This is a genomic window from Paenibacillus sp. FSL H7-689, from assembly GCF_000517905.1.
Lineage (GTDB): Bacteria > Bacillota > Bacilli > Paenibacillales > Paenibacillaceae > Paenibacillus > Paenibacillus amylolyticus.
In genome coordinates this window covers 258,801-281,246 of sequence record NZ_ASPU01000066.1, presented here as the reverse complement: position 1 = coordinate 281,246, position 22,446 = coordinate 258,801, and the positions used below count along the sequence as shown (strand labels likewise).

The window sequence follows — 22,446 nt, the reverse complement described above, 5'->3', positions numbered from 1 at the left end:
GAAGATGTGGACAACATGACTACAACAACGCGTATTATCTCGATGCCCATAAAAAAATAACTGCCGAAAGAATCATTCAACGATTCTTTCGGCAGCCGTTTGTTCAATATACAAGCAGTTTATTTTGAATATATTCGCTGTACCCCGGGCAATAAGGTCACAACTTGAATACCCACTCCCCATGCAAAATAGACCAAGTGAATGATAGAGACATCCTGAATCCAGTACACCTGCGCCATAATCCAGATGATGAGAGCAAACCCCGTATACAACGAAAAAGTCCAAGCCCAATAGCGGTCAGGATAGAGATTCATTCTCTCACCCATCCCCCAATGAACGTAGCGGATGAGCGAAATAGCAATCGTTGAAGGCATCACGCCAAGAACCAGCAATAGGATGATCCCCGGGAACAAAAAACTGGCAAGAGGATTATGCTCAAACCCTTTAGTACCATTCTCACACATGCCTCGTATTGTTCCTGTGCTTCTTTTCACTATATAGATCTCGAAAATCATTCATAATGGAAAAACTTGATAAAAGAACGTACGTTCGGTATAATGGGATTATCCTGAATAAGCGAGAGGCAGATATGGACGACAAATTTATTAAGGAATTACGCGAGATTAGTCGGGATGACAGACGAAGATCGGAATTTATGATTCAAGGTTTGAAGGAAACACTGCAAGAACGCAAAGAAGAAGGCATACTTAAGCGCTGGATACGGCGTAAGAAAACAGAGAAAAAAATCTCTCAAAGATTTAATCAAGATCCTCACTCCGATCAAAAGTAACAACATAAAAAGGAGGCGGAATACGCCTCCCTTGCTATTTACATATTTGAATTATTTAGAATTCATTAGTTGTGACTTAACCCATAAGTTTGCCAAAGCACACATTTATACTTCTAAATAAATCAAATCCTAGCTGAACTTGGTTCCTCATAAGCTTACTTGCCTCTTGCCAGTTAGCTAAATGAAAAAAGAGCAGCCTGCCATCCTGCAGTCTGCCCCGTGCTTTATGAACTAACGTTTCCCGTTAGCTTATAAGTAAGGGTCTCTATAGCTCTTTTACCATCTTCACAACTTCAATTTCATATTTTAAATGCTTATAGAAATTTACGGCACGAAGGTTATTGTTAAAGACATTCAGTATAAGCTGTCGATAGCCTTTTTGCCTTGACCACTCTTCTGCTTTGGTCATGAGTCCCTTGCCGACCCCTTTTCCTTCTCCTTGTGGAGAAACCGCAATCGCCACAATATAACCTTGTTCTATATCGTTCAATTTATCTTTATGCGGCTGTACTTCAAGGAAACCCAGTAGCTCTCCTGTTTCATCTTCCGCCACAAAAATCTCCGTACCAGGAGAAAGATTGTCTACTGATTCTTGGGCTAGGCTGAGCTGTGATTCTTCCATTTTGTCTGGATCACGCCAGCTCATCAGCTCAAAGTCCATAAATCGTAAAGCCAGACTTACAATGAAATCTTTATCGGACTCTTGAAAAGCTCTAATCTGCATACACTTACCCCTTATATATAATATAAATTATGGAATACCTGTTCTAATCTTAAAATTAATGCCGTTATTTCTCCCAAAGCTCGACCAGTCGACCTTCAGGAACTTCATTCAAAATAAACTTTCCAAATTCACTAATCTCTTTTTTCTTTGCAAGAAGTACACTAATCTGTTCAAGATGCTTCATAGTCTCGTTTAGATTATGTACTTGGAAATTTAACATCACTTGTTGTTCTGTTGGAAAATAACTGTCATTCTCGATAAAGACTGTACCTTTTTTTATAACTTCAAGATTCTTAGTTCTCCAAAATACTCCTCCTAAACCTTTATCATCGTATCTAAGTCCTGTTTATCATCAAATTTTTAGCTATCCGATTACATTAAATATTCGAGGTTTAAATTAAAATACCTTTTTCAACTATTCTGCCCGTTAGTTGAACAAAAGCAGCCGATCACGTTGGTCAGATGCTTTGTTGGATTTATTGAGCTATCGTTTCCCGTTAGTGTAACGTTCTGTACTTCTACCTATGATACGGATCACCGTAATGAATCAAAACATAAAGTATCTTTTGATCACAAGATATACATATCAACATAAACAAAATCCCACTCCATGGCCGAGTAGGATTTTGAATAGAACTTCTCTTTTGTGGAACTATCGTTCCGCTAAATCAAGGAATAGTAGTATTTGTAACATACTTCATTCCAACTCTAAAATTGATTCGCCACTAATTATCGTACCATTATTCTTACCCTCACAGATTTCTTTCATCGAACCTGGTTTATCGAAGTTAAACACATGCATTGGCAAATTGTAGTCTCTTGCCAAAATGAAAGCTGATTGGTCCATTACCTTTAAGTTGTGTTCTAAAACGTCGTTGTAATGAAGCGAACGAAATTTCTTTGCATTTTTATCAAATTTAGGGTCTGCATTAAGAACACCATCAACACCTTGCTTTGCAACTAATAAAGCGTCACAATTAACCTCGATGGCTCTTTGTACTGAAGGATAGTCTGTTGTAACGTAAGGTTGACCGTTTCCTCCTGCAAAAATTACAATATAGCCTTTTTCTAGGTGGTGAATTGCTTTTAGACGGATGTATGGTTCTGCAACTGAAGTAATAGGTATAGCGGTCATTACCCGTACTTCCTTTTTGGTCTTGGCTTTAAGAACTCCACGAAGCATTAAACTATTTACTACAGTCGCAAGTGTTCCAATGTTGTCAGCTTCTGCCCTTTCTATCCCCCAGCTTTCCGCCATATTACCTCGAAAAATATTACCCCCACCAATAACTAATGATACTTCAACTCCTAAGTTTACTATTGACATAATTTCATCAGCGATTTGGTCCAATCTTTCCGGTTCAAAACCAAATTCAGAGTTTCCGGCTACTGCTCCGCCACTTAGCTTAACGAGAACTCTTTTATACCTTGACAATTAATACACCCCCATAAAATAAAAACACTAAAGCAATAAATGCTTTAGTGTCCTACAGGAATGGAAATATGAAATTACACAAGTCGACTGAATATAAGTCTTACTTTTCCACCTCATACCCCCACCCCTTCCATGTTTTTCCGTTAAGTAATTTTACATTACGTGAGGCTAAATTGCAATTACCGTCAATATTAAATCTGCAAGCAATTTCAATAAGTTATAGAATGATTTACGATGAGCCGTATCAAAGAGCTACCTTGCCACTATCCTGCCCCTTAGCTGAAAAACAGCCGACTATTTAGCCGGCTTTCTACTTGAGTATCATTCTGAGTTCTGTACCTGATTTAACTATTTCAGCTTTTGATCTACCCCGTATTACGGCAGAATGGCAAAGGACCGGACTGGAAAACCAGAAGCTCTCTCCGCTTTGGGTACAATGTTGAAGATTACCGCGCCTTTAGCCGGCACCTGATCCAGGTTTGTTAACAGCTCGACCTGGTATGTATCCTGGGCAAGTACATAATATTCTGCCAGAAGTGCCCCATTCTTCTGATAATCCACCGCTGAATCCGTGTCAAAGGTTTCATGCCCAATGGCTTGTACTTTTCTTTCCTCAAATAAAAACATGAGCGCACTAACCGACCATCCAGGTGCATGACTGTTGCCCTCCGCATCCTTGTTATCAAATGTTTCATGATTAGGCCAGCGTTTGCTCCAATCGGTACGTAAGGCTACAAAGCTTCCAGCTTCAATCACGCCATGCTCTCTTTCAAATTCAAGAATATGTTCCACATCCAGTGTGAAATCCGGATTGTTCTTTACTTCGGCGGATTGGTCAATGACCACAAGTGGCAATACAAGCTCCTTCAAACCTAGTTCATCCAGATACCGGGTATCCCGAACGAAGTGGATCGGCGCATCAAGATGTGTCCCGTATTGACCCGGGAACTTGAAGCTCTGGGCAAAGAAACCTTGATCGTGATCAAACAGTGTATCGAATTGTGCTGCCTCAAAAGCTGAAAAATGTGGAGAGCCTGGACCAAACGTATGGGTCAGATCCACCCATTTCTTTTCTTTTAACAATTGAATGGCTTGAATGAGTTCGTTGGACATCCTAATCACCTCATGCACAAAATGGAATAAATTTCTCCTATTATATCTTATTCCACTACAATTGGGGAGCAGTCCCTATATTGGTTCTTGGGGCTGTTAATTTTCAAATTTAAAAACTTCACTGACCGTAGATGTCAGTGAAGTTAATTTATAATACAAGAGTAATCCATTCAATCATGAAAACAAAAGGAGCATGTATGATGCAAACGAAGAACGTATATCTATATGTATTTGATACGATGGCAGATTGGGAGGTAGGATATCTAACTGCTGAATTGAACTCGGGAAGGTATTTCAGGAAAGAGATCCAGCCTTTACAGGTCGTAACCGTAGGCGTGGATAAACATCCGGTAACTACCATGGGAGGATTGAACATCCTTCCTCATATTTCTATTGATGAATGTACATTGAAAGGTGACGACCTCATCATTCTTCCAGGAGGAAACACCTGGATGGACACCATCCATGATCCCCTATTGAAAAAAGTTGCTGCCTCTATAGAAGAGGGTACGGTTATTGCGGCGATTTGCGGTGCGACAGTTGCACTTGCAAAAATAGGAATACTGGATTCCAGACAGCATACAAGCAATGATTTAGAATACCTGAAGATGATATGCCCAGATTATACTGGAGAAACCTATTATGTAACGGAGCCTGCAGTAACCGCTGAAAATCTAGTTACTGCATCTGGAATAGCTCCGTTAGAATTTACGATGCATGTGTTGAAGCTGTTGAATGTCTATACACCAGAAACCTTACAGGCCTGGTACAATCTATATCAGACTCATGAGTCCAAATACTTCTACGAGTTAATGAATTCTATTGCACCTGAATAACCAGTTTCCCGCGGGTATGATGGGTTTCACTCTTCTCATGTGCTTCCCTTACTCCCTGTTGAGTTAGCGGGTACGTTCCATCAATAATCGATTTGAGCTTGCCTTCCGCAGCCAGTTCAGCCAGCTGATCCAGTTGATCCCCTTTGGGCTCCATCATGAAGACGTTGGCCGTTACTCCGGCTTCCTTGGCAAGCTTCTCATCCGGTTGTTCCACCAAGGATACCAAATGCCCGCCAGACTTTAACACCTTGAAGCTATCGCGCTGAATATCACCGCCCATGGTGTCCAGCACAACATCATAACCGGAGAGAATCTCCGAGAAATCTTCTTTTTTATAGTTGATAAAATGATCTACACCCAACGAACGAAGCAACGCTTCGTTTGATTCACTCGCCGTGGAAGCCACTTCAGCGCCGAGGGACTTGGCGATCTGAATGGCATACGTTCCCACACCACCTGCACCAGCATGAATGAGTACCTTCTGCCCTTTGCCTAAACGTCCGTGATCCACAAGTGCCTGCCATGCCGTCATCGCAGCCAGCGGGATCGCTGCTGCTTCCTCGAAACTCAGTTGCTCCGGTATACGGGCAATAATGTCTGCATCAACAGCAACATATTCTGCATAGGTCCCGAATTGACGCGGACGTGCAAATACCCGATCACCTTCTCTGAACCTCGTGACATTTGAGCCTGCTTCAGCCACAATACCGGCAACATCGCCGCCCAGAATCAACGGAAAATTCTCCGCTGCTTCTTTCATATAACCTTGTCTGATTTTGAAGTCTACCGGATTCACCGACGTGGCATGTGTTCGAATTAATACCTGATTCACTCCACATGTTGGCTTGGCTACTTCTTGTTCCTTCAATTGTTCCGCTCCACCAAATTCCTCAATCACAATTGCTTTCATTAGAAATCCCAGCCTTTCCATTGATTATCGTTATACTCTCTCTCCCTTCATTACCCTTTCCCAGCGATCACTTGACCTAATCATTCAAAATTCACAGCAATCTGGGATTCACAAGCCCGTTCAACAATCGTGATATAATGTCGATTATCGATTACGTTAAATCTTAACCCAATAACTGAACAAGCGAGGTAACACGATGGAAGTAGAAGTAAATACATTACATGCATTTTCGGACAAGGCTCAAGGCGGAAACCCCGCAGGTGTTGTTTTACAAGCAGCGCATTTGTCTGAAACCCAGATGCAGGAGATTGCCAGACAAGTCGGTTTTTCAGAGACTGCATTTGTTATGCCATCGGATCAGGCTGATTTCAAAGTGCGTTATTTCACCCCAAGTGATGAAGTCGATCTATGTGGACATGCCACAATTGCTTTATTTTATCTAATGAAGACACAGCAGCTCGTTAATGTTGGTACATATACACTGGAGACACTGGCCGGAATTCTTAAAGTCGATATCGAAGTCAATGGAGAAGTCTATCTGTCTCAGACTTTGCCGGAGTTTGGGGAGATCGTGGATCGACAGCAGATTGCCGATTCGTTACGTATTTCTATGGAGGATTTGCATTCCGAGCTACCTGTGCAGATTGTGTCTACCGGGCTACCCGATATCATGATAGCTGTTAGAGATGTTGATGTTCTGACCAAAATCGACCCTGACTTCCAGCGTATCACTGAAATAAGCAAGACTCATCATGCCGTAGGTTATCATGTGTTTACACTCGAATCAGATACTGAGGACGTTCTGGCAGAATGCCGTAATTTTGCACCGCTTTATGATATACCGGAAGAGAGCGCGACAGGCACATCCAATGGTGCCATGCTCTGTTATTTATCCCAATACAACCAGCTTACAGATCCTCATCTTCACACGTACACGATCAGACAAGGGTATACCATGAACCGCCCCTCTGAGATCCGAGCCAGATTAACACTGGACAGCTCTAATGAAATCACACAGATTCAGGTTGGCGGTAGTGCAATTCATATCAAAAACATTCAAATACACCTCCCTTAGTGGGAGGTGTATTACGTACTTAGGATATGTAAACTATCTTATGCGAAGCAGAGTAGTAGCCTGTGGTCATCATTGAATTTGTTGTAAAAATCGTAGTACCGCTACCTCCAACTGGTTCAGCCCTGGCTGCTCTATAGGAAAATGACCTGCCCCTTCCAAGATCACACATTCCTTCTCCACCACCAGACGATCAAAAAAAGATTGGCTGAACCTGATCGGTGTCATGGGGTCCAGTTCAGGGTGAACCAACAGGACCGGACACTGGCTGAACTGTTCCGGGCTTACCTCCGGTTTTTTATTAAGGAATGTTCTTAATAATTCCAACGGAATACGTGTAGCTGCCGCTTGTGGATCATTCATAATAAGCCCGGTTAAGTCCTGGTTATTAGTAATCAGTTGCATTCGGGATACCTGTTTGACCGAAATACGTACATGATCCAGCAGACTAGGGAACAGATCCATCATCCGTTTTCCCGCCCGGCTTACCAGACGATTCGGTGCAAGCTGATCTCGCATTTCCTGATTACTCGTGTCTACAAATGTAGTTGCGATCAAACCCTTAACACGCTTGCTGCGTGCACTGGTGTGATAGGCAAGCATACCTCCGATGCTACTTCCCAATACAACGATTGGCTTGCCATCATTCTTGTATTCCCGTTCGATGAGTGACACAAGCAACTCTATCCATAGTTCGTAGTTAATACGTGTACCAGACATTGCGTAACTTAAACCATATGGCGGAAGATCTGGCGATACCACCTCGTATCCATGTCGCTGCAACATGCGGGCATACGGAGCGAGCAACCTGCCATTGCCTCCCGCACCATGAATGAACAGAATTTTGATTGAAGACTCCGGCGCAGGCAAGCGATCGATATGCAGATGAACCCCATTTGACTCCCACCATTCTTCCTCAGGAGCTGTATGCTCCCCTAACCTCACTTCTTCCGGGAAAAAGCCCTGATACTGTTTCCAATAGGGATGTGTTGTCTGATATGAAGGCAAACTTTTTTTCATACGTTACATTCTCCTCTTTTTGTATACAAAAAAAAAGCCGTACAGTGTACGACTTTTCGTTAAGAATACGTCTATGACCATACTTCTTTTTATAACAACTCCGTATATCTGTCAATCGGGAAACTGTACATTGCCCGGTACGATATATGCACCACCTGACCCATCATTAGGCAGAGCCGGGATCGTGTCATTTAATACCTGACCGCGAATATCGGTAATACGAACGTTTAATTTTTCTTTGCCCAGTCCAGTTCCGAGGAAATGATTATAGTCTTGCTTTTCAAGATTGAGCCACGTGCCATCCTTCTGTTTCACTTCGAACTTCAGCACCGGATATTTGTGATTACGAACCTGAATGGCTGCCCACCACTGACTGCTGCCTTCCTTGATCCGATAAGAGACGTTGCCTTGAATTGGAGCTTTGACCACTTTCCAACTAATATCGATTTTGCCTGCCTTTGGGTCACCGATCAGGTTAAAGGCATTCGGTGAGAGATCCAACGCTCCACTGGCACCCTCTGGATAGAGGTCTGTTACATAGACTGTTGTTTTGCCTTTAGGACCCTGCACCTCGAGATAGGCTCCCGCTAAAGCGGCTTTGACACCGTTATAATTGAGTTGGAACGGATTAAGTGCAGTAATCTTCATGTCCGCCGGGATGGGATCAAGCAACACTGCACCTCCCGAGTAACCTGAGCCTGTATACGTCGCGTAACCCTGATATGTATCGTTCCATGCAGCAGATGCAGGCAGAGCAAATAATACGAGACTGAGCAACACCCCTGTACCGGCCCATTTTAACCGTTGAAATCTACTTTTCTTGTTCATGAGCTATTCCTCCTCGTTCGTTCTACCTTCTGTTACATTGAAACATAAGTTGAACTAAAGAATATTTACACTTGCCACTCCGATGACAGAATAACCTTCCGATCACTGTTATCCCCAGATTTTTTGATTCAATTTTACAAAGGTGAAAATCTGTTGATAAAGGCGAACGCTCCGCTTCTTCAGGTTTCTTCTGTCCTCTACGTTCTGGTGTAAATGATCCATTCAACTGCTAGATTTGAATATAACATTATTTTACATAATAACTTCTTATTTTCAATCCCTCTCAACTAAATCACATCTTTAGTCCTGCACGTGGATTTGAACATTCACGACCACGCACAAGATATGGATACATACCATAATTTGGTGAAGTAGGTATAATAACAAGGCTGTATTGGATGGGTTCCCAGTAATAAAAAAACGCCACACCCCGGAGTAATTTCGCTCTCCAAATGGTGTGGCGCCTATTAAACACTACGGTCAGAATAACCTGTCTGTCCTAGGACAGACAGCGTTTGACTCAACCCGTTTCCCTTCGTTTCATCCGCTTCCTTAGCCGCGCATACTGAGCATAGATCCGTGGAGATTCTTTGGTCAGGATAGGCCCCAGCACAGCCAGAATTAACACATACAACACGGCAAACGATTGGATGGATGCCATCAGCCCTCCGGCCTTGCCGATGTTCGCCATGATAATGGAGAATTCGCCCCGCGAGACCAGGGTAAAGCCCACATTCAATGAGGCCTTAGGGCTCATTCCAGCCAGTCTGCCAGCGATCATACCTGCACCATAGTTACTGGCAATCGTCAGAATAACGGCAATAATCGTCATCCCAACAGCTCCGCCAAGTGAAGCCGGCTCGATGGTCAGGCCAAAACTGAAGAAGAAAATTGCACCAAAAAAATCTTTGAAAGGCATGATCTGATGTTCAATCCGACTCACATGTCTTGATTCGCCCAACACAAGCCCCATCATCAACGCTCCAATAGCTTCCGCTACGTGCAGCGTCTCCGAGAAACCGGCTACCAGGAAGAGCAGTGTCATGACGGTAAGCAGAAACAACTCTGATGACTTGATATTCAGTGCCTTATCAATATATTTGATGCTTTTCCTGCCAATAATCAGGAACAGCACAATAAACAGCAGGGCAGACAGCGATACTAACAGAACACTTAGGAATGAAGTTGCCCCGCTGAGCACAAGCCCGGTCAGGATAGAGATATGAATCGCGATGAACAAGTCATCGAACATGATCATGCCCATAATAATCTCTGTTTCAGGGTTTGCCGTGCGTTTCAGATCAACGAGCACTTTAGCTACAATGGCTGTAGAAGAGCTGGTCATGATCCCGCAGACAACAAGTGTCTCCTGAAGGGGCAGATCCATGAACCACCCCAACAGCAATCCAGAGACAAAATTCAGGCCCACATAGAACATGCCCCCGGTCAGAATGGCTTTGCCAGACTTTAATAACCGGGAGACCGAGAACTCCAAACCCAGATAAAATAGCAGAAACAAAATGCCAAGCCTGCCCATAAATTCAATAAAGGTCGAACTTTCGATAAAACGTAAATCCACTATGCCAATTTGTGGTGCATGTGGTCCAACAGCCATACCAATCAGGATATAGAAAGGAATGACCGAAAATCGTAATCGTGAAGATATCAGCCCAGTAAGTGTAATCAGCGCAACGGCAATTCCCACTTCGAATATGAGCATATCCATAGGCTAAGTCCGTCCATCAGTTAACAATTGTTTGAGATGTTTGATCTGATTCCGTTCACCGGCAACTACAATTGTAGCTCCAGCGGTAAAAGCATAATCCGGGCCTGGATTAAAATGCTTCTCCTTATCCTTGGTCACAACAGCGAGAATTACGGCGCCCGTGGCCTGACGGATATCCAGTTCACCAATCGTCATGCCTACGCTTGCGGCGTGAGGCTCAATCCGTAGCCATTCGATTAACAGCCCTTCAAGCATCACTTCACGCTCATCCTGAAACTTCGGTTTATAGGTCATACCACCAACAATAGCGGCTACCGCCCGGGCTTCATCATCGTCCAGGGTGACAAGAGATACCATATCACCCACCTCTTCAGGTGTATCTCCTGACTCCATATGGAACAGGTCACGTCGCTCGTCGTTATGAATCACTATGACCAAATGCTCACCACTACGGGTATGCAGCCAGTATTTACGTCCAATCCCTGGTAAGTCCGTCTCTTTAAAGTGCATGATCTGCACCCCCTAGCGCCGGCTCGTTCAAGGTTTCGCTTTTCAGCTCGATCCCCGTAATGCGGATTCTCATGGAACCTGATGGTGTATGAACAGACTTAACTTCCCCTTTACTGCCAAGCAGTAATTGACTCCCTACTGGAGAGAGGAAGGAAATACGACCCTCATCAGGATTAGTATCCTCTGGCATGACAATCATGAAAGAATCTGACGTATGAAAATCGAGATATTCAAAATCAATATGACTGCCGATCAATACAGCTGAGTCCAGATCTTCATCAGGACCCAGGAGCAGTTTTTCCACATACTCTGTATATGCGGACAATTGTTTTTCCAATTGTATCCGCTCTGGATCACGCGCGTCGAAATAGGCGTCGAGAAATGTTCTTTTCTCTTCACCGAATGTAAATAGCTGGCTCACCAGCTTCTCTCTGCAATTATGACGGGAGGTCCTATGGTTCATAATAAATTTCACCCCCTATACAAGCCTTGTTCTCCATGTTGATTGGCATGTTTCTCTTCATCATCTTGTTTTCCTCCTTTATATTTTAAAAAGACCCCGGGATACGAGACCTTCTTACCATCTTACCAAAACTAATATTTTAATCCAGTATATTCGTCTAACTTGCTTTTTTATTATCATTTGTGGTCATATCTTCCATTTAATAACTTAATTCTTCACATCATATGGTAGATCCATAGAACATTTTAATTACTGCATAAAAAACATTTTATGAATTTTCATCTCGTATTTTTATTTGCTTTCCTGTATATTTAACTACAAACTTTTATTCAATTTATGCAAATAAGCCTCTACAGACTTTAACACAATAAAGGAGTGCATCGAAAAAGTGTCCACGATAACAAAAGAAACTACAGAGTCCGTTCAAGTTACTGCCGCAGAATATGTTCATTCCGTTTATGAGTCGGTTGTCGCCAGAAATCCGCACGAAGACGAGTTCCATCAGGCTGTCAAAGAAATTCTGGATTCCCTTATTCCTGTTATTGAAGCACACCCCAAGTATAAGAACCATAGTCTGTTGGAACAGCTTGTTGAACCCGAACGTGTAATCACATTCCGTGTCCCATGGGTAGATGATCAGGGCAAAGTTCAGGTTAACCGTGGATTCCGGGTGCAATTCAACAGTGCCATTGGCCCTTACAAAGGCGGACTTCGCTTCCATCCTTCTGTATACTCGGGCATCATCAAGTTCCTTGGCTTCGAACAGATCTTCAAAAATGCTTTGACCGGTCTGCCCATTGGCGGTGGTAAAGGCGGTTCTGACTTCGATCCCAAAGGAAAATCGGATCTGGAAGTCATGCGTTTCACGCAAAGCTTCATGACAGAGCTGTACAAATATATCGGTTCCGATACGGATGTACCGGCAGGTGACATTGGTGTAGGCGCAAGGGAAATCGGTTACATGTTCGGCCAATACAAACGTATCCATGGCGGGCATGAGGCAGGCGTTTTGACAGGTAAAGGACTGCTGTACGGAGGAAGCTTGGCACGTAAGGAAGCGACTGGCTTCGGCTGTGTGTATTTCGTGAAGGAGATGCTGCAATCCAAGGGGCTCAGCTTCCAAGACAGCACAGTCGTTGTCTCTGGCTCTGGTAATGTGTCCATCTATGCCATTCAGAAGGCACAGGAGCTTGGAGCTACAGTCGTGGCGTGTAGTGACTCAGGTGGCTATATACACGATCCACAAGGCATCAACCTGGATACTGTGAAACGTCTGAAAGAGGTTGATCGTCTTCGCATCAGCGAATACATCAAAGAACACCCGCATGCTACATATACCGAAGGTTGTGAAGGCATCTGGTCTATCCCTTGTGATATTGCTCTTCCATGTGCAACGCAAAATGAGATCGATGAAGAAGCTGCGGCCCTTCTAATCAAAGGTGGCGTGAAGGCCATTGGCGAAGGCGCGAATATGCCTTCCACCCTGGCTGCCATTGACGTCTTCCACGGTGCAGGCGTGCTGTTCGGTCCAGCCAAAGCGGCTAATGCCGGAGGTGTAGCCGTGTCTGCTCTTGAAATGTCACAGAACAGCATGCGGTTGTCCTGGTCATTTGAAGAAGTAGACGCCAAGCTGCATGACATCATGAAGAACATCTACACCAGCTGTGTAGAAGCTGCTGAAGAGTATGGCTGTGAAGGTAATCTCGTAGCCGGAGCGAATATCGCCGGTTTCCTCAAGGTAGCCGATTCCATGATCGCTCAAGGTGTAGTTTAATTTAAATACGTGATTCTCCACGATCAAAGGGCGTTCCCATCTATTTGGGTAACTGCCCTTTTTTCCTTGTCTTCAATTGCTCTAATCGCAAGGCAATGGTAAAGTGGTACTGACGTAATTCCATCTATTTGTACTATTATAAGGAAGTGTTTACATTGTCTAACCAACCATTTGCCAGCACTGCGAGTCCGCATCTAAGCGCAGATTGCGAGCAGTGTTTTGGCCTGTGCTGTGTTGCCTTGCCCTATGGCAAGTCATCGGACTTTGCTTTTGATAAAGCCAGCGGCACACCCTGTCCCAATCTGCGCACGGACAATCGCTGCGGTATCCATACCGAGCTTCGGCAGAAAGGGTTCAAAGGTTGCACGGTATACGACTGTTTCGGAGCTGGACAGAAGCTGTCCCAAGTGACCTACGCGGGCAAAGATTGGCGTGATCATCCAGAGTCTGCAAATGAGATGTTCGATTGTCTGCCTGCCTTGCGACAACTTCACGAGTTGCTCAGTTATATGAAGGAAATGATGATGAGACCGGAGACGTCATCCCTTCACTCGGTATTTGGTGAGTTATATGAGGAGATTGAGCGCTTGAGCAATCTGGAGCCTGCAGCCCTTCTCCGTCTGGACATCGCCAATTATCGGTCCAGTGTGAATCAACTCTTGATCCAGGCAAGTGAGATGGTACGTGCGAATGTGCCCCCCAGCGCTCATGGACAAGGGAAGTCGAAGAAGAGTAAGAAACGTACGGGAAGTGACTTTTTTGGTGCCAACTTAAAGGGAGCTGACCTGCGGGGCGCAAGCTTCCGAGGGGCTTTAATGATCGCAGCCGATCTCCGAAATGCAGATACACGAAATGCGGATTGGATTGGCGCGGACTTGCGGGATACGGATCTGGGCGATGCAGACCTGAGAGGTGGCATCTTCCTGACGCAATCCCAGATTAATGCAGCCAAAGGTAATGTGAATACCAAGTTGCCGGACCATCTTAACATTCCCTCACACTGGGTGTAGGATGCCATTTCCGCAAGAGCATAAGCAGGGATACAGGCAATATAGTACCTGCCAATTCATATGAATGTATGAATCGTATACAGCAACAGCAAAAAAACAGCTCGTCCTATACATCCAAGGACGAGCTGTTTCTATAAAATCACTGGAACGAATCAGAATTATAACAAGTCGCGGCGGAGATCTTCAGCCGATTTTGGAGACAAGTGACCGAGCGGAATATCAAATACCGTTTTCGCTCCCTTATGTCCTTCCACGCTCAAACGTTGTGCGGCTCTTGCATACGCTACAAGTACGCTTGCTGTAAATTCAGGATTGCTGTCGAGTTTCAGACCAAATTCAATAATTTGCTTTTGACCAGCACCTGTAACCCCACTGCGAATTACAAATCCACCATGCGGCATACCTTCATGCTCGGATTTCAATTCTTCTTCGCTAATGAACGTTACCGTTGTATCGTAATCTGCAAAATAGTTTGGCATCGACACAATCGTCTCACGGATCTCATCCTGATTAGCACCATCTTCTGCTACCACATAACATTGACGCAGATGTTTCTCGCGTGTAGACAGCTCTGGTGTCTCCCCTGCACGAATGCGGTTGATTACCTCTTCAACAGGTACAGTATACTGTACACCCGCCTTAACACCTGGAACACGACGAATAGCATCCGAGTGGCCTTGGCTCACACCTTTGCCCCAGAACGTGTACTCTTTTCCTTCTGGCAAGATGGACTGTGCAAGCAGACGGTTCATGGAGAACAAGCCTGGGTCCCAACCTGTGGAAATGACACTTACGTGACCGCCTTGCTCTGCCGCAGCATTAACTTCCTTGTAGAATTCAGGAATCTTCGCATGTGTATCGAAGCTATCTACCGTATTGAACAACTTGGCGATGGCTGGTGTCTGCTCTGGAAGGTCGGTTGCAGAACCACCACAGAGGATCATAACATCAACCTTGCCTATGTATTGCTCCGCTGCAGAGATATGCTCAAAACGTACTTCTGTGCTTTCAGCGACCATCTGCTCCGGATTACGACGTGTAAACACAGCAATCAGTTCCATATCCTCGTTCTGGGAAATGGCTTTCTCTACACCTTTACCCAAGTTACCGTAACCAACAATACCCACTCTAATCATGTTCAATCCTCTCCTGTCTTCTTCTATAGTTGTCTATTACTCTGTTTATAATGATATAACATACCATGTAACCTGTCAGGTTTCCAGTTCGAAATAAAAATACCTTGCAGCGGTGCAGCAATAATGCGGCTCCGTATGCAAGGTATTATGGCGTTCATTCGTTATTTTAGGAAGGAAAAAGCAGGAAAGAAAAATAGCCCTTATCTTCTGCTTATGATTCTGTCCAGGTCAACGTCAGTTCAATGACGCCTTCCTGTCCCGCCAATGTTCCACCGATCAGGGACCAGACATCCTGCGTCTCCGGGTCGGTTCCCTGAATAATAATATTTTTGTCATCGATCGTCTGACCTGCATCCGTCAACTTTTTGGCGTTAAAGTAATCTTTATACAGCTGGGATACGGTTTTCATATCTTGTTCAGTGGAGAAAATCACCATGGCCGATTGCTTGCCTTCATTCTCACCAGAATTGGCTAAACGAATCGTAGCATCTTCCGGCAATGGGAAATCACTTGGCAAGTTCTCCGGCAACTCATTGGTTCCAGCAGTTGCTTCCTCACCGATTTCTGAATCGGAGTCTGCTGGTGCAGTCGTACCTTCCGTTTCGGTCACTGTATTTGTTGTTGCTTCGCTTGCACCTTCATCAGTCGCTTGTTCACCGGTTCCGGAGGAAACTTCAGTGTCCATCTTCTCCGTATCACTCGGTTCATCTGCCGCGCTGCTGCAAGCACTCAAGGCCACCATCATCGCCAGTGCCGCACAGGCCAATACATATTTCCTTCTCTTCACCATCTGTTACCACTCCTTCTTCTTCGTTTCATGTGCTAATCACGTTCAAACGGCTGGATCACAGGCACCGCATGAACGTTATTCTTAACCCATATCACAGATACAGATAGTACACTTAGAGACAATAGACAACTGGCTACAAGAATGGACAGGAAGCGGGTGATCACTTTAAACTTTTTCATCCATCCCTCCTCCTCCTGTTCATCATGTGTTTGTGGAATCATGTTACTCATAGGTCACTGGCGGTGTCACTAATTTCATGATCTCGGCGGCGACAATATCCGGTTGACTGTTGTGGATACTGTGTGTCGCTTGTGGAACCGTCAGCTGTGTTCCGTGTCTTGACCATGAAGCAAAATTCGCTTGATCGGCCTGCCATGCCTGACTGTCCTCATCCGATTCCGCCGAACCCGCTGTCAGGATCGTCAGTGGAAAATCAAACTTCGTTTTGTTCTCAAGCACACACGCAGCATTTGTTCTGGAGTTCCGAACCTCTTCCATAACATTGTAATTGTACGCATGTCTTAACGTGGATATCATGACGGCCTTTTTCATCGGTTCCGTTACCAAACTTGGGTCAATGACCAGAGATGCCATCATGCGATCCGATTGCAGCAATGTTCGTGCGATGCCTGTTTTCACCAGAAAACGGGACCAATCCATCATCCATTCTGGTGTATTCAAGTCCGTACGACTGTAATACTCCGGGCTTCCGCCATCGATCATGACCATGCCAGCCACCTCATCAGGATACCTTTGCGCAAACCGCAGTGTCTCCAGCGCACCCAGGGAGTGACCGACCATGATGTAAGGTGGACGTTGACCGGATGTTCGCAGCAATTGGTGGATCTCTTCCGAGATGGTATCAACATCACGAGGGTCATCCGTATAGTCACTGTATCCGTACCCGAACCGGTCATATACCGCAATTTTCACCTGTGATTTCAATTTGTCATATAGCGGACTGAAATCCACATACGGATTGGGTGTACCCCAGCCTGAGGCAAACACCACGGTTACCTCTCCTTTGCCAGCGGTGTAGAGGTGCATGTTGCGACCACTCACTTCATAATACTTGCCTGGCGGGGGATAGGACTTCATATCCTGCGTGGATTGATACGCTTCATACGCTGTACCTGCCAGCAGCAAAAGTCCTGTGGCAAGCATGATGCCTCCCAGCACTTTTAACCCTCTCCGTAACCCCTTCTTCATCTTCTCTACCCCTTACCCCAAAGGTTCATCTATATATGTATGCTTCAATCGTACCCAAGAAATAGCGCGATTGAAACAATCCCGAGTCCAGTTCTTTCCCCAACCAAAGTCCAGTGTCCCTCCCCTACCTGTAACGCAAAAAAAACTGCAAATCTCCCATTCAGGAAACTTGCAGTTCATCTATACTTGTATTCTAAAACTCTTACCTCAATCTATCTCACGATGATCCTTTTACCTATAGTTGCAAAGTAAGACCCACCGGGCAATGATCACTGCCCATCACGTGGCAGTCGATATGCGCATCTGCTACCTTAGGTGCCAATTGATTGGATACCAGAAAATAATCAATGCGCCAGCCCACGTTCCGTTCTCTAACCTTCGGCATATAAGACCACCAGCTGTATACATCCGTACGATCCGGATACAGATGACGGAAGCTGTCTACATAACCGGAAGCAAGCAAATCGGTCATCTTGCCACGCTCTTCAAGGGTAAATCCGGAATTACCCAGATTGGGCTTCGGATTCTTCAGGTCAATCTCCTGATGAGCCACATTCAGGTCTCCACAGACGATAACCGGCTTAGTCTGCTCCAATTGCAGAATGTACCCCCGGAATCGATCCTCCCATTCCAGACGATAAGGCAGCCGGGTCAGATCCCGCTTCGCGTTAGGGGTATAGACGTTCACCAGATAAAACTCATCATACTCCAGTGTAATCATCCGTCCTTCCGGCTCGCTGTCCTCCTCCATCCCGTAACGAACGGATAAAGGTTTGATTCGGCTAAATACAGCCGTACCGGAATATCCTTTTTTGATCGCATAATTCCAATATTGATAAACATCTTCCCCCAGGTCCATCTCAATCTGTCCGGCTTGCAATTTGGTCTCCTGAAGGCAGAAAATGTCCGCCTGACTCTCCTGATAATAATCCATGAATCCTTTGGTCACACATGCCCTTAAGCCATTCACATTCCAGGACACCAGCTTCATATCCTCATCTCCTCACATCTCTCCAATATAGCATGGGCTCATTCAGAGGGACAAGCCTTACGGCTCTGGAATGAGATGGAGTCATTGGAATCCTTGTGGGCTAGCTTGCCTATATTTCGCTTCGTAACTTAGAGAACACCGCAAGGTCAATATATCTGCCTTTCTCAAACTCATGCTGCCGCAGTACACCTTCCTGTTGAAAATCAAGTTTATGTAACAGCTGAATTGACGCCTCGTTCTCCGGTTCAACCTTTGCTTCGATCTTGTTGAGCTGCATGCATGTGAATCCAAAATGTAACACAGCACGGGCCACTTCAGTCATAACACCGCGGCCCCAGAAAGAGGAACGCAAATCGTATCCAATCTCTGCACGGTTATGTACATCTTCATAGTTCAGGAACCCACAGGTTCCGATCACTTTACGAGTTTCACGGTCTTCGATCATCCAGCGTAAACCCGTGTGTTCCTTGAAAATCTTCGTATACCAATTCATCTCGCCCTGTGCATCCTCCACGGATTCAAAGGGAGTGAATGGCATATATTGAACCACAGCTTCATCGGAATATAACGCGAGCAGATCATGGCTGTCTCCAGCCTCAGCTGACCGGAGGATGAATCGTTCTGTCTGAATTAATGGAAATAGATCAAACCTAAATTGCTCACTCATGCGAGGTCTCCTTTGTAACATTCATTGTAGAAGTCCATTTTACTACACTTGCCTTCATCAAGCTTTTACTATTAATATGTTCTATTAAGGCATTACTGTAGAAAAGGATACATAGGAGAGGACGTGCTATTATCACACAATCATATGACGTTATTATCGTTGGAGCCGGCTCCATGGGTATGAGTGCAGGTTATTATCTATCGCGCAGTGGATGCAAAACTTTATTAATCGATGCCTTTGATCCTCCGCATACGGAAGGAAGTCATCACGGGGATAGCAGACTGATGCGCCATGTGTACAGTGGTGGGCCTGACTATATTGCCATGGCATTACTTGCACAGAAGTTATGGCACGAGCTGGAGGAAACGACCGGAGACCAACTTTTTGTTCCTTCCGGTGTAATAAATGTGGTTGATCCGGAGATTCATTCCTTCCACAACCGATTGAGCCATGCAGATGATGCAGGTATTCGGTATGAAACGTTGCACGCAGCCGAGGTGATGAAACGCTGGCCAGGTATTACAATACCTGAACATTACGAGGGCATGTATGAACCGGATGCGGGTTATTTGTATAGTGAACCTTGTATTCGTGCCTTCCGCAAGGCAGCCGAAACTCACGGTGCCACCTTGTTAACGCACACGCTTGTGGAGCATATCGAATACGGACCACATTCCGTCGCAGTTCAGACTTCAGGTGGTGAGACATACCATGCAAATCAAATCATCCTGAGCGCTGGCGCCTGGTTTCAGACATTAAAACCTTTCGTGGATCTCCCCATTCAGGCAGTGCGTAAAACGGTTGGATGGTTTGTTGCACCAGAAGCTTTGTACGGCGAGGAACACTTCCCCGGTTTTACACTGGCAGGAAAAGAAGGTACATATTATGGATTTCCAAGCATTGGCGGATCAGGTCTGAAGATGGGTCGTCATGATACGGGTCAGGTGTGGACACCAGGAAGTACAATGGCTCCTTTTGGTACGGAAGAAACGGACGAGGGGGATCTGCGCAGGCTGCTCGAACTTCATATGCCTCAGGCAGCTGGAGAATTGAAACGTGGTAGTGTGTGCAAGTATGAATTCACTTCGGATGAAGATTTTATCATCGACCGACACCCTGCCCATGAACGTGTGTGGCTCGCAGGCGGTTTCTCCGGTCATGGCTTCAAGTTTGCAAGTGCCATTGGGCAGATTCTATCCGACTTGGTGCAAACGGGGTACACGGATCAGGATATTAGCAGGTTCGCCCTATCCCGTTTTTGTTAAGTACCAGCCGGGTGGATGAATATATGTATGTCTAAAATAGCTAATTTCCTTGAGGGTGCAGTGTTGCTTAGAGCACTGCACCTCCAAGAAAAAAGGACACGTGATAACGTTTAATTCATGCGTACTCACACTAATTAACTTTGACGAGGCTCCATTGCTGATTGGCTCCGCCATTGTCGGCCCACTGAATCGTGGAGGCACCTGCGGTCAGAGAACCTTGATTGATGTCAACCGTCAGGCCACTGTTTCGATTCGCAAGTACAACATATCCTCCCACATCAATTGGCAGCCATTGCTGATTGTTGCCCCCGTTATCCTGCCACTGAATCAGAGCGGCTCCGCCTTGTGTAGAACCCGAATTCACATCCAGCAAAAGCCCACTGCCCACATTGCGGATGTTGTAATATCCGTTACCTGCGGACTCTAGCTTCCACTGCTGGTTGGCTGCTCCATTATCATTCCACTGAATGATTGTTGCCCCACCCGTAGAAGAAGCACCGTTAACATCGAGTGCAAGTCCACTATTGCGGTTGATCAATTTATAGATGGCCCCGGATTCGGATTCATATCCTGTACCGCCATTGTAAGTTGCACCAGAAATGACGTAGGTTGTGACCGAATTGGCCTTGGCCGTAGCCGTAAAGGTTTTGTTTTGCACCGAAATATTGGTCAGTTGCTGCAACTTCTCCGTTGAAGAGGTCCGATATACTTGAGCAGACGTGCCTGTGTTCGTAAAACGACTGAGATCATAGGTTACCGTTGTATCCGTCGATTCCGAATTGGTTGTAACCAGCACAACTTTGCCGGAAGCTGCATCATAGGCTGCAAGGGTATTGGCATCACTCATGCCGATAATCTTGTATCCAGGACGAATAAATTTGCTGTAATTGCCCATGACATAATATTTTTGGTTCACGGTGTAACTGGTCGTTTGTGTATTGTTCAACACGTTCTTGAAGAATCCCCATCCTTCTGCACTATCGACGGCTTGCCAATACACCCATCCACTTGCGCCCATATTGCGAATATCCTTGAGGATGGTCCGTGACATCGTAAGTCCGCTTGCATCCCCATCTCCATATTCCGAGGTCCACAGATGTTTGCCCGCAGACGTCGCTGTGTTGCGCAAAGCAGTACGATTGCTTCCGCCATACGTATGGGTGTTGATCTGAGTGATCGCTGATTTAACCGCATTGCTGTAGCTGTTGAACGACACATCGGTATCATCGATACTGTATTCTTCAGGTGCGCTCAGCTTTGTGGACAGGCCCTTTGCATTCAACGAAGCTTGTACCTGACTCAGAATTGTGTTCTGATCCGCACGGTCAAAGTGCATGCCCTCCTGGTCATTGCCCTGCTTCCACCATGTCGAGATTGGTTCATTCAGTGGGGTTACGCTATCAAATGTGATCCCCCAGTTATCCCGAAAATGCTTTACAACCTCGGTTAAGTAATCGGCAAAATCATCGTAGTAATCAGGCTTGAGGTTGTTACCACCATTGGCCGAACCGGACACATTACCACTGATGGTCATCCAGTAAGGTGCGGAATTCGCAAAAGCTTCGATGATATTCACGCCTTGCGCTTTGGCAGCTTGCAGCATATATCGTTGGTTTGCATCTGCATTCCAGTCATACACGCCGGGAGAAGGCTGGTAACCAGGAACGGCTTTGCGATATTCAAGGATATTGGATGATGGATTATCCCCGCCTCCAATGTTGTAACGCAGGATATTCAGACCCAGTCCGGTATTCGCGTTGAACATTTTCTCCACATACTCATCCCGATTGGAATATTCTCCAACCACTTTTCCCCACCACGCGAGGGATGTCCCCCATCCTTCCATCGTCTGATATTGCTTCGATGGATCGGCAACAGCCGTGTAGGCTCCCGCAGCAGATACCTCTGTCCCCACACCTAAACTGCCTGTTAGCAGACTTCCTGCCAAGAGCAGCGAGCTCATTCGTTTTAACCACTTCATCCGCTTCACTCCTTATGAATTTACACTTGCACTCCGATGTCAGAACAACTTTCCGATCGCTGTTATCCCCAGATTTTTAATTATTCTTAAAAAGGGGAAAATCCGGGGATAGTGTATGCTTCCGATGCAGCTTTCTTTCAGAAAGCTTTTAGGCGCACGCTTCGCTTCTTCAAGTTATTTCTGACCTCTCCGTTAT

The 22,446-nt window shown here is 45.3% G+C and carries 24 protein-coding genes; 6 read left to right on the top strand and 18 right to left on the bottom strand.

The window, feature by feature from the left end; genetic code table 11:
- Positions 1-119 precede the first annotated feature (119 nt).
- Positions 120-494, bottom strand: coding sequence for a hypothetical protein (locus C170_RS29480; protein ID WP_155985159.1), 375 nt, complete (start codon positions 492-494; stop codon positions 120-122).
- A gap of 95 nt (positions 495-589) precedes the next feature.
- Between C170_RS29480 and C170_RS29475 the strand changes: the two genes are divergently transcribed.
- Complete coding sequence (locus C170_RS29475; RefSeq protein ID WP_026080945.1) at positions 590-790, top strand: hypothetical protein; 201 nt, start codon at positions 590-592, stop codon at positions 788-790.
- A 265-nt stretch (positions 791-1,055) separates the two neighbouring features.
- Here C170_RS29475 and C170_RS29470 read toward each other — a convergent pair whose 3' ends face one another.
- From C170_RS29470 to C170_RS29455, 4 genes are all read right to left on the bottom strand, one after another.
- On the bottom strand, positions 1,056-1,514 hold the full coding sequence (locus C170_RS29470; RefSeq protein ID WP_036617334.1) for a GNAT family N-acetyltransferase: 459 nt from the start codon (positions 1,512-1,514) through the stop codon (positions 1,056-1,058).
- A 64-nt stretch (positions 1,515-1,578) separates the two neighbouring features.
- Positions 1,579-1,794 carry a hypothetical protein gene (locus tag C170_RS29465; RefSeq protein WP_051447475.1) on the bottom strand — a complete coding sequence of 72 codons (216 nt, stop codon included), beginning with the start codon at positions 1,792-1,794 and terminating at the stop codon, positions 1,579-1,581.
- Positions 1,795-2,211: 417 nt separating this feature from the next.
- Positions 2,212-2,949: a UMP kinase gene (gene pyrH, locus C170_RS29460; RefSeq protein WP_036617332.1), complete on the bottom strand. Its 738-nt coding sequence runs from the start codon at positions 2,947-2,949 to the stop codon at positions 2,212-2,214.
- Between the two features lie 375 nt (positions 2,950-3,324).
- Entirely contained in the window at positions 3,325-4,062 is a 738-nt protein-coding gene (locus C170_RS29455; protein ID WP_036617329.1) for a cyclase family protein, read from the bottom strand.
- 200 nt (positions 4,063-4,262) lie between these two features.
- On the opposite strand from C170_RS29455, the gene C170_RS29450 reads away from it, so the two are divergent.
- Positions 4,263-4,898, top strand: coding sequence for a type 1 glutamine amidotransferase family protein (locus C170_RS29450; protein WP_036617326.1), 636 nt, complete (start codon positions 4,263-4,265; stop codon positions 4,896-4,898).
- Here C170_RS29450 and C170_RS29445 read toward each other — a convergent pair.
- On the bottom strand, positions 4,882-5,808 hold the full coding sequence (locus tag C170_RS29445; RefSeq protein ID WP_036617594.1) for an NADP-dependent oxidoreductase: 927 nt from the start codon (positions 5,806-5,808) through the stop codon (positions 4,882-4,884). The genes C170_RS29450 and C170_RS29445 overlap by 17 nt on opposite strands.
- Before the next feature lie 196 nt (positions 5,809-6,004).
- Between C170_RS29445 and C170_RS29440 the strand changes: the two genes are divergently transcribed.
- Complete coding sequence (locus C170_RS29440; RefSeq protein ID WP_036617323.1) at positions 6,005-6,883, top strand: PhzF family phenazine biosynthesis protein; 879 nt, start codon at positions 6,005-6,007, stop codon at positions 6,881-6,883.
- Between the two features lie 69 nt (positions 6,884-6,952).
- Here the strand turns inward: C170_RS29440 and C170_RS29435 are convergent, their stop codons facing one another.
- The 5 genes from C170_RS29435 to C170_RS30310 all read right to left on the bottom strand — a co-directional run bounded on the left by C170_RS29435 (position 6,953) and on the right by C170_RS30310 (position 11,427).
- On the bottom strand, positions 6,953-7,900 hold the full coding sequence (locus tag C170_RS29435) for an alpha/beta hydrolase (protein WP_051447474.1): 948 nt from the start codon (positions 7,898-7,900) through the stop codon (positions 6,953-6,955).
- Positions 7,901-8,011: 111 nt separating this feature from the next.
- Entirely contained in the window at positions 8,012-8,728 is a 717-nt protein-coding gene (locus C170_RS29430; RefSeq protein WP_036617320.1) for an expansin EXLX1 family cellulose-binding protein, read from the bottom strand.
- Positions 8,729-9,248: 520 nt separating this feature from the next.
- The gene (locus C170_RS29425; protein ID WP_017687037.1) at positions 9,249-10,454 is read right to left on the bottom strand and encodes a cation:proton antiporter; all 1,206 of its coding nucleotides are present in this window, start codon (positions 10,452-10,454) and stop codon (positions 9,249-9,251) included.
- Positions 10,455-10,457: 3 nt separating this feature from the next.
- Entirely contained in the window at positions 10,458-10,964 is a 507-nt protein-coding gene (locus C170_RS29420; RefSeq protein WP_036617317.1) for a cation:proton antiporter regulatory subunit, read from the bottom strand.
- A complete protein-coding gene (locus tag C170_RS30310) occupies positions 10,954-11,427 on the bottom strand; it encodes a GreA/GreB family elongation factor (RefSeq protein WP_051447473.1) in 474 nt (157 codons plus the stop codon). The genes C170_RS29420 and C170_RS30310 overlap by 11 nt, the downstream gene beginning before the upstream one ends.
- Positions 11,428-11,815: 388 nt before the next feature.
- Between C170_RS30310 and gdhA the strand changes: the two genes are divergently transcribed.
- Positions 11,816-13,201 (top strand): NADP-specific glutamate dehydrogenase, encoded by a 1,386-nt coding sequence (gdhA, locus tag C170_RS29410; protein ID WP_174806476.1) that lies wholly within the window; start codon positions 11,816-11,818, stop codon positions 13,199-13,201.
- Positions 13,202-13,356: 155 nt separating this feature from the next.
- Positions 13,357-14,211, top strand: a complete 855-nt coding sequence (locus C170_RS29405) for a pentapeptide repeat-containing protein (RefSeq protein ID WP_036617314.1) — start codon at positions 13,357-13,359, stop codon at positions 14,209-14,211.
- 158 nt (positions 14,212-14,369) lie between these two features.
- On the opposite strand, the gene C170_RS29400 is transcribed toward C170_RS29405, so the two are convergent.
- The 6 genes from C170_RS29400 to C170_RS29375 all read right to left on the bottom strand — a co-directional run bounded on the left by C170_RS29400 (position 14,370) and on the right by C170_RS29375 (position 19,004).
- On the bottom strand, positions 14,370-15,347 hold the full coding sequence (locus C170_RS29400; protein WP_017687032.1) for a diaminopimelate dehydrogenase: 978 nt from the start codon (positions 15,345-15,347) through the stop codon (positions 14,370-14,372).
- A 211-nt stretch (positions 15,348-15,558) separates the two neighbouring features.
- Positions 15,559-16,137, bottom strand: coding sequence for a hypothetical protein (locus C170_RS29395; RefSeq protein WP_036617311.1), 579 nt, complete (start codon positions 16,135-16,137; stop codon positions 15,559-15,561).
- 32 nt (positions 16,138-16,169) lie between these two features.
- Positions 16,170-16,316 (bottom strand): hypothetical protein, encoded by a 147-nt coding sequence (locus tag C170_RS29390; protein WP_017687030.1) that lies wholly within the window; start codon positions 16,314-16,316, stop codon positions 16,170-16,172.
- Positions 16,317-16,359: 43 nt separating this feature from the next.
- Positions 16,360-17,346 carry an alpha/beta fold hydrolase gene (locus C170_RS29385; protein ID WP_036617305.1) on the bottom strand — a complete coding sequence of 329 codons (987 nt, stop codon included), beginning with the start codon at positions 17,344-17,346 and terminating at the stop codon, positions 16,360-16,362.
- Positions 17,347-17,581: 235 nt separating this feature from the next.
- Positions 17,582-18,337 carry an exodeoxyribonuclease III gene (locus C170_RS29380; protein ID WP_036617303.1) on the bottom strand — a complete coding sequence of 252 codons (756 nt, stop codon included), beginning with the start codon at positions 18,335-18,337 and terminating at the stop codon, positions 17,582-17,584.
- 109 nt (positions 18,338-18,446) lie between these two features.
- Positions 18,447-19,004 (bottom strand): GNAT family N-acetyltransferase, encoded by a 558-nt coding sequence (locus C170_RS29375; protein WP_036617301.1) that lies wholly within the window; start codon positions 19,002-19,004, stop codon positions 18,447-18,449.
- A 131-nt stretch (positions 19,005-19,135) separates the two neighbouring features.
- Between C170_RS29375 and solA the strand changes: the two genes are divergently transcribed.
- Positions 19,136-20,269 (top strand): N-methyl-L-tryptophan oxidase, encoded by a 1,134-nt coding sequence (gene solA, locus C170_RS29370; RefSeq protein ID WP_442789470.1) that lies wholly within the window; start codon positions 19,136-19,138, stop codon positions 20,267-20,269.
- Positions 20,270-20,399: 130 nt separating this feature from the next.
- On the opposite strand, the gene C170_RS29365 is transcribed toward solA, so the two are convergent.
- On the bottom strand, positions 20,400-22,250 hold the full coding sequence (locus C170_RS29365; protein WP_051447471.1) for an RICIN domain-containing protein: 1,851 nt from the start codon (positions 22,248-22,250) through the stop codon (positions 20,400-20,402).
- Between the last annotated feature and the right edge of the window lie 196 nt (positions 22,251-22,446).